The 11,639-nt window shown below is 46.1% G+C and carries 11 protein-coding genes; all 11 read right to left on the minus strand.

Features of this window, described 5'->3' with window-relative positions; genetic code table 11:
- Positions 1-23: 23 nt before the first annotated feature.
- The gene (locus MKZ09_RS32920) at positions 24-2,069 is read right to left on the minus strand and encodes a catalase (RefSeq protein WP_076132729.1); all 2,046 of its coding nucleotides are present in this window, start codon (positions 2,067-2,069) and stop codon (positions 24-26) included.
- A gap of 137 nt (positions 2,070-2,206) precedes the next feature.
- Positions 2,207-3,220: a potassium channel protein gene (locus MKZ09_RS32925; RefSeq protein WP_076202050.1), complete on the minus strand. Its 1,014-nt coding sequence runs from the start codon at positions 3,218-3,220 to the stop codon at positions 2,207-2,209.
- Positions 3,221-3,307: 87 nt separating this feature from the next.
- Positions 3,308-3,700 (minus strand): DUF350 domain-containing protein, encoded by a 393-nt coding sequence (locus MKZ09_RS32930; protein WP_038573772.1) that lies wholly within the window; start codon positions 3,698-3,700, stop codon positions 3,308-3,310.
- A complete protein-coding gene (locus tag MKZ09_RS32935) occupies positions 3,697-4,290 on the minus strand; it encodes a hypothetical protein (RefSeq protein ID WP_232061559.1) in 594 nt (197 codons plus the stop codon). The genes MKZ09_RS32930 and MKZ09_RS32935 overlap by 4 nt, the downstream gene beginning before the upstream one ends.
- A 69-nt stretch (positions 4,291-4,359) precedes the next feature.
- Positions 4,360-5,562 (minus strand): glutathionylspermidine synthase family protein, encoded by a 1,203-nt coding sequence (locus MKZ09_RS32940; RefSeq protein ID WP_076202053.1) that lies wholly within the window; start codon positions 5,560-5,562, stop codon positions 4,360-4,362.
- On the minus strand, positions 5,559-6,248 hold the full coding sequence (locus MKZ09_RS32945) for a hypothetical protein (protein WP_076124098.1): 690 nt from the start codon (positions 6,246-6,248) through the stop codon (positions 5,559-5,561). The genes MKZ09_RS32940 and MKZ09_RS32945 overlap by 4 nt, the downstream gene beginning before the upstream one ends.
- Before the next feature lie 28 nt (positions 6,249-6,276).
- Complete coding sequence (locus tag MKZ09_RS32950) at positions 6,277-6,495, minus strand: hypothetical protein (RefSeq protein WP_036682196.1); 219 nt, start codon at positions 6,493-6,495, stop codon at positions 6,277-6,279.
- 67 nt (positions 6,496-6,562) lie between these two features.
- Complete coding sequence (locus MKZ09_RS32955; protein ID WP_256719150.1) at positions 6,563-7,918, minus strand: MFS transporter; 1,356 nt, start codon at positions 7,916-7,918, stop codon at positions 6,563-6,565.
- Between the two features lie 92 nt (positions 7,919-8,010).
- Positions 8,011-9,045: a CdaR family transcriptional regulator gene (locus MKZ09_RS32960; protein WP_076132735.1), complete on the minus strand. Its 1,035-nt coding sequence runs from the start codon at positions 9,043-9,045 to the stop codon at positions 8,011-8,013.
- 109 nt (positions 9,046-9,154) lie between these two features.
- Positions 9,155-10,306 carry a glycerate kinase family protein gene (locus MKZ09_RS32965; RefSeq protein ID WP_076132736.1) on the minus strand — a complete coding sequence of 384 codons (1,152 nt, stop codon included), beginning with the start codon at positions 10,304-10,306 and terminating at the stop codon, positions 9,155-9,157.
- Positions 10,307-10,339: 33 nt separating this feature from the next.
- A complete protein-coding gene (locus MKZ09_RS32970) occupies positions 10,340-11,638 on the minus strand; it encodes a GntP family permease (protein WP_038573777.1) in 1,299 nt (432 codons plus the stop codon).
- Position 11,639: the final 1 nt, after the last annotated feature.

Below are 11,639 nucleotides of genomic sequence, written 5' to 3' on the forward strand. Positions count from 1 at the left end.
CCTTTTTCTGTCATCTACTTACTTCATTCCATACGTTCCCAAAAACGATGGGCAGTAATGGCCGCAACGAAGCTAGCCGCAAAAACTTCCCCACCATCGCCTATTACGACGCCCGGACTGCTTCTATGTTCATCTGTTGCAAGCAGCTCAGCAAGTATTGTGGTCATCGCGATAGGTTTAAAATGTGCATAGGCTTGGTTGAGGAATAACGCTGCATCTTTATGGAATTTCTTGCGTTCCGCATTTCCACCAGCCGCATAAATCGCATCGAAGAGCACCGAATCTGTAGTGGACAAGGTATGGATGATTTCAAGCTCTGTGCCGTTTGAGCCTTTAATAAATCCAAGCTTATCACTGATTAGCTCCGGTTGAATCCCAGCTCCCATAAGCGTGTCCAATACAGGCATTACCGCAGCCTCATCAAAACCATCTCCGATAATCACGCCTACTTTACGCGTGTTGGGATGTTTTTTCGTATTAGCCTGACTTAGGGCAGGGGAAGCTTGAGTGACCTCGGAACCGCCAACTTCTGGAGCTGCTACTCCAATGGCTTCTGCCACAGGTACAGCAAGCTCGGAGGTAATGTTAGCGAGCATATTTACGACCTGCTGTCGGACCGACTTACTCTTAACCTTTCCAAGCTCAAAAGAATAAGCTTCGATAATATGCAATTGTTCCGGAGGGCTCATACTATTCCAGAATAACTTGGCTTGTGAAAAATGATCCTCAAAGCTTTTACTCCGGCTCCGTACCTTACGGCCTTCAACCTTTTCTTGATAATGCACATAACCGCCTTCAGCCTCTGGGACAGCTCTCGGCGTATTTTGGGCCAGCGAATTATTATGATAACTCACACTGCCCTGATTAATCGTCTGCCGCCCATATCCGTCACGCTGGTTGTTATGAAAAGGACACACCGGTCTATTAATCGGCAATTCATGAAAGTTAGGACCCCCAAGCCGAATCAGCTGGGTATCCGTATAAGAGAATAGTCTGCCCTGAAGTAGCGGGTCATTGGTGAAATCAATACCTGGCACTACATGTCCAGGGTGGAAAGCCACCTGCTCCGTTTCGGCAAAAACATTATCCACGTTGCGGTTCAAGGTCATTTTCCCAACGATCTGCACGGGCACGTCTTCCTCTGGCCATAGCTTTGTAGGGTCCAGCACATCGAAATCAAACTTGAATTCGTCTTCTTCACTAAGAAGCTGAATGCCCAGCTCGTATTCCGGAAAATTGCCGGCTTCAATCGATTCCCATAAATCACGGCGGTGAAAGTCAGGGTCCGCTCCTGATATTTTCTGTGCTTCGTCCCACACCAAAGAGTGTACACCAAGCACTGGTTTCCAATGGAATTTAACAAAATGCGCTTTCCCCTGTTCATTGATCAGACGGAAGGTGTGCACTCCAAACCCCTCCATCATCCGGAAGCTTCGCGGAATGGCGCGGTCAGACATCAGCCACATCGCCATATGGGCCGATTCCTGGTTATTGGCGATGAAATCCCAGAAGGTATCATGGGCTGATGCCGCCTGAGGCATTTCATTATGCGGCTCCGGCTTAAGCGCATGCACTAGATCAGGGAATTTAATCGCATCCTGTATAAAAAAGACCGGCATATTATTGCCTACCAAATCATAGTTGCCTTCTTCGGTATAAAATTTGGTCGAGAAGCCCCGGGCATCCCGCACAGTTTCGGCTGACCCCCGTGATCCTGCTACCGTTGAGAACCGGACAAATACCGGGGTCTTCACGGACGGATCTTGAAGGAATTTCGCCTTCGTATATTCTTTCAATGATTTATATACTTCAAACTCCCCGTGGGCGGCAAAACCGCGTGCATGCACGATCCGCTCAGGAATCCGCTCGTGATCGAAATGGGTCATTTTTTCCCGAAAATGAAAATCCTCCAGCAAGGTTGGCCCCCGGTCACCGGCTTTTAGGGAGAACTCATCCTCGGATACTTTCAATCCCTGATTGGTTGTTAAAGCGTGACCTTCGTCCTTACTGCGAAACTGTTCCAGTTGCTCATTTTTGCTATTTCCGTTCACTTTTTGCTGTTCACTCATTAACAATGGCTCCTTCCGAAAGGTAGAGTAACGATAATATTCATCTCTTACCCTTAAGGAAGGAACGGCAAACAAAAAGAAGCGGAATTCCGAGAAGCCATTCTCCCGAAAATCCGCTTTACTCGCTTATCTCTGACCTAACCTTTAATTCTCCGGTACGTCTCTTCATCCGAAACAATATATAATCTAGCCTCTTTAGGAATAGGCTGGTCCAGCTTGCGATTGATGCTAAGGTCACTACGATCCGAGAGTAAAGTTGCACCTTGAAGGAGCAATTCCTGAAACGCCTGCCCATAGGTCTTCCATGCACTATTCACTGGAATCTCATAAATATCATCCCCATACTGGCGGCTCAGCAGCTGCGTAATCACCTCTGAATTCCCCTCTTGCAGAGCGGATCGAACAGCCAATCTAGAAATGGCATCATGCGACAGAACGAATTCATTGACCTGAACATGCCTGAAATTCTGTATATTCTTCTCCTGCATAATTTCTACGGTAGTATGTACTTGTGGCGCTATGCGCTCAATGCTGGAGGCGATAAGCAGAGACTTCCCGTCAATTAGCGATGCTTCATCAATCCGTGTGTCTCCGAACACAATGGCTGCCCGGGCTTCGTGTATGTTAGCTTTAAGGAGAATCTCATCGCTGGAAGCATCACCGCTTACAAAGTGGACCTGTTCCATATGCTCCAGCGGATGCCGTCCTATCTCATCAATGATGACGATATGACATTTAGGTGAATAGCATAACACCTCATCTACCGCAGCTTGCGCTTTCTTACTCCAATTGATTAATATCACATGATCCTTTCCCCGGAAGCTCAATGTTCCTGCTCCTCTCCTTCTCTGCACTTCTGCAATAGAGTCAATGACCTTGCCAATAACCAAGCTCAGAAGACCAATCCCAAAAATATACAGAAACATGGTGAATAGCTTACCCACTACAGTCTCTGTAAAATAATCCCCATACCCAACGGTTGCCATCGTTGTCATGACCCAATAGAAGGCATTAAACCAGTTGTGGAATGTACTCGGTTCAAGCAGGTAAGCTATCGATGCGCTAAGAATTATAAAGATCAAAATAATCAAACCGATCGACCGTTTGCGTAAACGCATCATCCTGGTGGATATTCTCAGAAAAAAATGCATCTGCCATCCCTTCCTCACATTAATAAAGCTGCCTCTCGAGGTTATTACTGAGGGCAGCCTTATCCATGTCCATCTGCGATTTTTGAACTAAACAATCAAACTGCTGACTGCAAATGCTGTGCCGATAAACACCAAGCAGAGCATAGTGCCTACTGCCACATTGCCTTTTTCCAGATGTTCTGAAATTTTAAAGCTTGGGGTCGCCAATTCAAAAATCCAATAAGCAGCGATTAGACACACATAACCGACAGCAAACCAAATGATCATATGCAGAATAGAGGTATTTGTATACGCCGCTACTCCAATGATAATTGCTGTAGCGAGAAATTTGCCGCCAAGCGCTAGAGCTACAGCCACATTCCCTTTTTTCAGCTCTTCCATATCCTTGAACGGGGTCATCAAGCCAAAGATAACCATACCCAACAATTGCAGAAGAATAATCACAAATATACTGACTATTAAATTAACAACAATCGTCACTTTGCCCACCCCCGAAATTTCGCATATGCCGAGTCATAATCGGCGAAATCATGTACTTCCTCAAGGACTACGGAAGCGGTCTTTTCTTTCTCTAATGCTGCATAACGCTCATCGTCTATCGGCTGCTTGATCCGGTTGCCGGAAGGCAGCTCAAGGACGGCAAAGTTTCTTGTCTTCTCATTATATTTTGTCTTGTATACTCCTACAAGATCAACATCCGTAGTTACCGATACCTTAAGGTTGGTAAGATCCTCGACCGCTGTTTTTTCATCGGGGTACGATTTAATGGTCGTCCAGGAAGATAGGCGGACTTCATTGCGTTGGTCGGCATCTGTGATCAGCTCAGCGTCCATGAACTGCAATGTCCATATTTTATCGCCAGTAGCATAATTCTCATCATTCGGCAGCAGCTCATTATCCGGCAACACCGTCATATCGCTGCCAATTAGATCACCTACAGTACTCTCGACAACCCGGTAATCCCAAGGTACCCGTGCAACACTGTCAGAAGTTTCGGCAGTGCCTGAATCAAACACACTCCCTTGATTACTGGAACATGCACTAAGCAGCAATACCGTTAGAAGCATCATACATAAAGCCCCGATCCGGGCCTTTACTAATCTAGTAGACGACTTGTTTATAGCCTTACTTTTATCCAACTATCTCACTCCCAACGCGATAAAATGACTGGCATTGCCCGTAATCAGTCCGCCAGCCCGGCCGAGCAGCCCACACGGCTTCCCATTAATGACGAACATGCCTGTCAGTAGGTGGAATTCACCTTCGGCGGTGTGTATTCGGGCTAGTTCAGCTCTTTTTTGATATACAGAGGGAAAAAGCTGACTGCTATCATAACCCTCTTCGTCCTCAATTTCTAGAGTTCCACTATCGTCAAAGAGACGTACAGAACCGCCTTCGCGGCCAAATACAGATTTGGACACAAAGCTGCCAGAGAACACAGGCTTATTATAAGTCGGCAAAATATAACGTGAGATCGCCTCACGCTCTTCATTGTCAAATAATAAGCCAAGCTCATACATTCCCCACACAGCTGCAATTAATCCCTTAGACTGCAACAGGATACTGTGTGGTCCATTAAAAAGCTGAAGATTCCCCTGCTCAACAGCATAGGCAAGTGCATCTCCACCCTCATCGACGGCCATCCACTCTTTAGGATATAGGGCGAACATCCGCTTTATCACCCGGTCCTCCCCGTCCTTCAGAATGCCCTCATCGACCCACAGGTCGAGACAATCCACACACTGAATAGTAAGCCCGCTATGTCTGGCCAAGGCTTCAATCGTACCCGAATCTTCAAGATGAGACCCATAAGCAACGCAAGCTGCGGTATCTGGACGTTCTATCTGCCATGCTGCGGCAAGTTGTTCCTTCATCGCATGATTTGGACTAGTCACACCCGCCTGTTCACAGATCCAAGGTGTTGCTATGGAAGCCTCCACATAACCTGTAGGTGTATCGGCATTCAGTTCCAGAAGCTTGATGGTTCCATCATTAGCTATCGCAAAATCAAACCTTGCATACCGACTGATTAGACCTTCTTCTGGAATAGGGAACCCATCAAGCATCTCCCAAAGAACAGGAGGAATGCCCAGCAGCTCATACAAATCGCGTTTTAGATGTATATACCGAACCGCTTTATCGAGGATAGCCCACAGCTTTGTGGAGGCTTCCTCAAGCTCTTGGTAAATGTCACTGCGCATCACAGCTATTGCATCCATCCAGTACTCTTCTTCCTCTAGATCTGCCCAAGTGAACCCAAGCTCATGCAGCGCTTGTACCCGTGGGCCCCGCTCCAGATCAGACAAATCTAGAATCTCAAACACGCTCTGCTGATCACTCATCCGCCGAAACCACTCTTACTGGAGCCAGATCTCGATGAAGACTTCGAGCCTGAACTTGATTTAGAGTTCTTCGAAGAGTTTAAGCCACTGGAAGTGCCACCGATTCCGTTCTTTGAAGAGGAACCTCTTCTCGTGATGGAACCCGTGGATGAGGTTGAGGTTTTAGGTTTCACTACAGAACCGGGCACCTTTTTATTCTGGAACTTTTCACTGCTATAAGTTGGTGGTTTATATGTGGTTCTCGTGCCTCCATAATAGGTAGGACGGTCCTTAGCCCATCCTCTGGAAGAGTAATTGGCACCACTGTTAAACAACATGTGATACAGAAGCAAATCCGTCCAGCCAAAACCTGAATGATAACCGCCATAGTTATTCACTACCGTTGTTCCGTTTGAAGTTACTACGCCTTGGCCTTGCTCCTCTACCTCTTTCGTACCTTCTTCGGGGTAGGGAATATTCCAATCCACATTTTTATCAAAATAAGCTTTAACCTCTTCATTAGACCAAGAGACTAGCTGTGGTTCGCCCGCAGAAGTATTCGCGCTAGCCCCCGCTCCGCCAGGAATAAACATAGCATTCGCTAATAAGGCTATGCCTAGCGATGTTGATAATACACGGATGGGTTTGCCATCAGCGGTAAATAATTTTGATGCAGGCAATTCCTTATCCCTTTCTTCTTTAGCCATCGTAAGGTTCTCCTTCCCTGATGATCTTCTATCCCTCAGTGTGCATCGGAACAAGCAAAAGCTCCAGCTTGCCTTCATCCACATTCAGTCGTCCTTCAACCGCTTCATATTCCTTACTGCCCACCACTATATAATTGACATGTTCAAGTGCAGTTATCATATTCATGCTCCACGTACGCTCTTCAATCACTCGTAGATCACCTTCTGGCATTTTTTCGATTAAAACTACACTCATCCCGTTATCCATTATTACCATTCCTTCCTTATATCTGCTATAGCATCTGATACGTTTTTATCACCTTTTCGTTTCAGTTCTAAGCTTGTATAGATTGCCCAGTATTACTTTTGGAATGAGAACGTCTATATAAAAGGAGAACTCCTAACGAACACAAGCTGACAAGGAGCAACAGTCCGTATACATGCTCATATGCTTTTGCCGGCGCAAGATCACGCTGAGTATGCAGCAACAGCCCACAGACCGCAACAGATACAGAACCTCCAAAGAACTGAATCAGTTGTAAAAGCCCCATACCTGAACCAATCCAAGTTCGCGGAAGAACCCGGGAAGCTTCATTATTTAAGGATGCCATTGTCGCCGAGAAGGCCGGAGAGAAGCAAAGATAACCAAGCAGAAGAACTACAGGAGATACAGAAAGGTTCAGCGCAAATGCAGCCATAACAGCGGCAAGAATACAATGCCCTATGATTAAGAAGCGCAAGTTGCCATACCGGTCAATAAAACGTCCAACAAAACGGGTAAGAAATGCGGATAATAACGCACCTGGTGCGATAAACAAACCAATCATCAACGCCGATTTACCAAATAGATTAGCGAGCACAAGCGGCATCAGGAACAAATTCCCCAAGTTCAGCACTAGAATGCAAAAGCCTATGGTAACTAGCTTCAAGTATCCCGGCATTTTTAGCAGCTGCGGGTTAATAAAGGATTCCTTCGCCTTTTTCAAATACCAAGCGTGCACGATAATAGACACTACGCCCACTGCCAACCATACCAGAGATTGGGTGGTTACGGCTACCAGCAGACTTGCCGCATTTATAACGGTCAGCGCCGCCCCAATAACGTCAAAGCTTGCAGGCTGCGGCTGTTCCTTAGGTAATAACCGCAGTAGTACTGGCAATACAACAAGCACAAGGCAAGTAATTCCGAATAACCCGTTCCAGCCAAAATACTGACTGATGACACCACCAAAAATCGGGCCCAAACCAAAGGCCATGGCACTCCCTGCGGAGATCATGGCGATAGCTGCACCACGTCTTTCAATAGGCACATAACGGCTAGCCAGTACGAGACCCAATCCAGCCATCGCACCCGCGCCAGCAGATTGTACTATTCTCGTTATCAATAATGTATTAAAGTCATGCGCAAATAATCCAAACACTGAGGCCAACCCGAGAGTAATTAAGCCAACGGTCAAAAGTCTCCGAATCGGCACCACGTCTGATAAGCGGCTATAAATAACCGTCGATAAAGCATATCCAATCGAATAGCTCGAAATTACCCATGAACCTAGATCAGCAGAAATTTGGAGATCCTGAATAATGGTTGGAAGCGATACATTAAACATCGTTGTGTTCATCACTACGATAAAAAGGCACATGGTCCATAATGGCATGACTACTTTATCATTCATTACTACTTTCTCATTCATTCCTATCCATCCCTGTCCTAATTTATCTATACAAGCTTATCTAAGTTTATGCCTATAAAATCAGGATGGCAATTGGAATAGGGGGATATAGACTACTTCCGCCACATCAATCCGCACAACAATTCAAACAACTCCATGTAGTTGCGTGGATTTTTGCCCGTCAATGTATGAATGCGATTAAGCCGGTAGTTCAGTGTATTTCGGTGAATATTCAGCTTCTGTACAGTACGATTATGGTCCCCATTCTCAGCAATAAATACTTGCAGCGTTTCAATCAGGCCTGTCTTATCGCCCGACTGATCCAGCAGAGCATAAATCGTTCCAGGCCGTTCCGCCCCGTCATAGGAGAGATGAATTAAGAATTTTAGTTCCTCATAAGTGTACAGTTTCTTGAGCGGGTCGACTCTACTGCCAACACTAATCGCCGACTGGGCCTGTTCAAGTGAATATGCAGCTAACTCCTCTGCTTCGCCAGAACCTATTCGCCCCACATTCGCACATGAATTTAGTTTTCCTATAAGCTCTTTATAAAGAAAAACATCCGTTATGAAAAAAACCGCCTTATCATTCTCCAAATTCCAGTAATGTGGATAAGACCTAAATACATTTTTGAATTCTTTTCCGTTCACATCGCCTTCCACAAGGATGGCCCAGCATTTTTTCTTAAGATCAAGCCCATAGCTGCCCGCCCGTTCCAGAAACTCAAGATCATATGCTTCTTTACGATAAGACAATTCATGATAAAATTTCACACGTTTTACTCGCTCATCCTGTTCCAGCTTGTTCCTTGCTTCCTGCTCAATAAGTAATATAGTAGTGACTCTGACCAGCTTACTAAACGGCCTAACCTCATCCGGATGTCCCGTAATACCTACCACACCCAAAACTTTATGATCTATAATAATGGGTTCATTCACCCCCGGCTTCATGCCGCTGCCATCCTCGTACACTTCAAAGACATGACCACTTTGAATGGCTATTCTCGCTCCCTCATGTAAGGTTCCGACCCGTTTCAGATCTCCGCTCCCCACAATAAACCCGCTCTCATCCATAACATTAATGTTATAAGGAACTACGCTCATCATTTCTTGTGCTATTTGTCCTGCGAGTGATTTCGATATCTTCATGTCTGTACCTCCTGTTCCCTTATATTCTACTCAGAAAGCTTCTACCTTAAAAAAGAAAAAAGGGGCTGACTCCGTTCAGTCAGCCCCTCTATCACTTTGTATAATTCATTCAGCTTCCTTGGTTCAGCATGACTAACCTAGCCACATTCTCAGCCGTTCTTTCCAGATTCTCTTGCCCTTTATTCAAGGCATCCTCTAATGAAGCTGCACCTGGCATGATGCCAAAAATAGCATCGATCCCTTTATCATACAGCACTTCCGTCTGATCGCCGATCCGTCCCGCAAAGGCCAGCACAGGTTTATTATATTTCTTAGCGACCTCAGCAACGCCAAGCGGGGTCTTGCCATATTGGGTCTGGAAATCGATGCTTCCTTCCCCGGTCCATACCATGTCTGCCTGCTGCACTTTTTCTTCAAGTCCAGTATAGTCGATCACAAGCTCAATGCCTTTTTTTAATATTCCGTTTAAGAACACTACCAGTCCTGCCCCAAGGCCACCCGCTGCACCAGCACCAGGCATATCTATAATATCGAAACCCAGTTGCTCTTTGATGACACTCGCATAATGATGCAGATTGCTGTCCAGCTGTTTGATCATATCCGACGTAGCCCCTTTTTGCGGACCAAATACATTGGAAGCTCCGGTCGGACCACATAATGGATTCGTAACGTCGCAGGCCACTTCAACCTGTACATCCTTCAGGCGAGGGTCAAATCCACTCAGATCAATACGGGCTAATCTGCCAAGCTCACCACCACCAAACAACAGCTCATTGCCTTCGGCATCCAGCAGCCTGCCGCCTAATGCCTGCACCATCCCGGCGCCTCCGTCATTGGTGGCACTGCCACCGATACCGATCAGCAGCTTGCTGACCCCACGATCCAGACATGCTTTGATTAATTGTCCTGTCCCGTAGGTGGTTGTAATCAACGGGTTACGTGTCTCAGGGGATACCAGCTGAATACCACTCGCACTAGCCATTTCCAGCACCCCTGTCAGCCCGTCTCCTGTGATTCCGTAGGATGCGCTAACTTCATTGCCCAGTGGCCCTTTAACTTTTGTTATATATACTGTACCTTCCGTTGCATCGACCAAGGACTGCATCGTTCCTTCGCCGCCATCTGCCATGGGTACATGAATACAAGTAATATTAGAATTTACTTTATGAATGCCTTTTTCCATGGCTTCACAAGCTTCTTTGGCTGTCATGCTTTCCTTGAAAGAATCCGGTGCCAATACGATGACAAAGTCTTTATTCATAGAATATCCGTCCCTTCTAGTTGCAAATATAAATTATAGGATGAAGCCGTATAATATAGTGGCGACGATAGCCATCGTCAGACCCACGAGACTTTCATAAGGAATCAGTGACATCCGGTCCTTAATGTTCATCTTAACGGAATCTGCGGTCACGTGGAAGAAGTTACCGTGTGGCAGATGGTCAATAACTGTAGCCCCGGTGTGTACCATAATTGCTGCATTTAGCGGCGCTGTGCCCATCGAAAGAATAGCGGGACCAAATGATCCGGCAGCCACGATAGAAGCCGTAGAGGTTGATGCTGTAGCAGCCGCCATCAGGATCCCTGCAATTGGAGCAAGGAACGTTCCGGAAATCCCCATAGCTGTTATTGCATCTACAACAGTAGCACTCAAATCCGATTTCGAGATAATACCAGCGATAGCACCAGCACCAATCAGGATAATGGCTGTACCTGTCATTTTATTTAACCCTGAGGTTGTAAAAGAAATGATGTTCTTCGTTTGTTTCATAGCAATCAATCCAATAATGCCGGCAAGAGGCAAGATGATCATAGAATCGACTTTAAATGATTTCAGCAATTCAATATTTAGAATATTTCCGATTGGGTTAATGGCTAGAAGTAAAATAGCGACAACTGGAGCGACGATGGCACGGCCAAAGCTAGGTTTAACCTTAGTACTGTCTTCCTCTTTAGTTACAACGTCGCCCTCTGCAATTTTCACACCTTTGTTGACCAGCAGATTAGCAATAATAACAGTGACAATCAGACCCGCAACGGCTGGGATGAATCCATGAATCATGACCTGAGCCAAATCTACATCAAAGCCTTTAGCTACGGCAATGGTGTTCGGGTTCGGTGAAATAATGTTACCGGCTTTACCGCCACCGACCAGTGCGAGCAGCAAAGCGGTTTTGGAAATGCCGATCTTCTTACCTACGGACAAAGCGATTGGAGCGACAATAATGATAGCAACTGTGATGAATACGCCCACTGCTGTAATTATCATAGTAGCCAGCGCTATAGATAATAACGCTTTCTTTTCGCCAAGCTTATCTACTATGGTCTCGGCCATTCGTTCGGCTGCCCCTGATTCAATCAATACCCCGGCCAGCACACCAGCTGCGAGAACACGTACAACTGCACCCATAACACTATTCGTTCCGTCGATGATATATTGTACTGTCTCTGCAATGGATGCCCCGCCTAATATCCCTCCGGCAATCGCGCCTAAAAAGAGTGCGTAGACCGGGTTAACCTTTTTGAAAATCAATACGACGGCCAGAATCAATCCCGCAATCGCGCCCATCCAGTTAATTACTGTGCCTTCCATC

Source organism: Paenibacillus sp. FSL R5-0908, assembly GCF_038006245.1.
In the GTDB taxonomy this organism is placed as follows: Bacteria; Bacillota; Bacilli; order Paenibacillales; family Paenibacillaceae; genus Paenibacillus_AQ; species Paenibacillus_AQ odorifer.

Coding starts and splice junctions, on each gene's coding strand:
- MKZ09_RS32950 (WP_036682196.1), bottom strand. CDS start 6,495: ATGGATAACGGGATGAGTGTAGTTTTAATCGAAAAAATGCCAGAAGGT.
- MKZ09_RS32925 (WP_076202050.1), bottom strand. CDS start 3,220: ATGCATTTTTTTCTGAGAATATCCACCAGGATGATGCGTTTACGCAAA.
- MKZ09_RS32945 (WP_076124098.1), bottom strand. CDS start 6,248: ATGGCTAAAGAAGAAAGGGATAAGGAATTGCCTGCATCAAAATTATTT.
- MKZ09_RS32940 (WP_076202053.1), bottom strand. CDS start 5,562: ATGAGTGATCAGCAGAGCGTGTTTGAGATTCTAGATTTGTCTGATCTG.
- MKZ09_RS32920 (WP_076132729.1), bottom strand. CDS start 2,069: ATGAGTGAACAGCAAAAAGTGAACGGAAATAGCAAAAATGAGCAACTG.
- MKZ09_RS32955 (WP_256719150.1), bottom strand. CDS start 7,918: ATGAATGAGAAAGTAGTAATGAATGATAAAGTAGTCATGCCATTATGG.
- MKZ09_RS32935 (WP_232061559.1), bottom strand. CDS start 4,290: ATGATGCTTCTAACGGTATTGCTGCTTAGTGCATGTTCCAGTAATCAA.
- MKZ09_RS32960 (WP_076132735.1), bottom strand. CDS start 9,045: ATGAAGATATCGAAATCACTCGCAGGACAAATAGCACAAGAAATGATG.
- MKZ09_RS32970 (WP_038573777.1), bottom strand. CDS start 11,638: ATGGAAGGCACAGTAATTAACTGGATGGGCGCGATTGCGGGATTGATT.
- MKZ09_RS32965 (WP_076132736.1), bottom strand. CDS start 10,306: ATGAATAAAGACTTTGTCATCGTATTGGCACCGGATTCTTTCAAGGAA.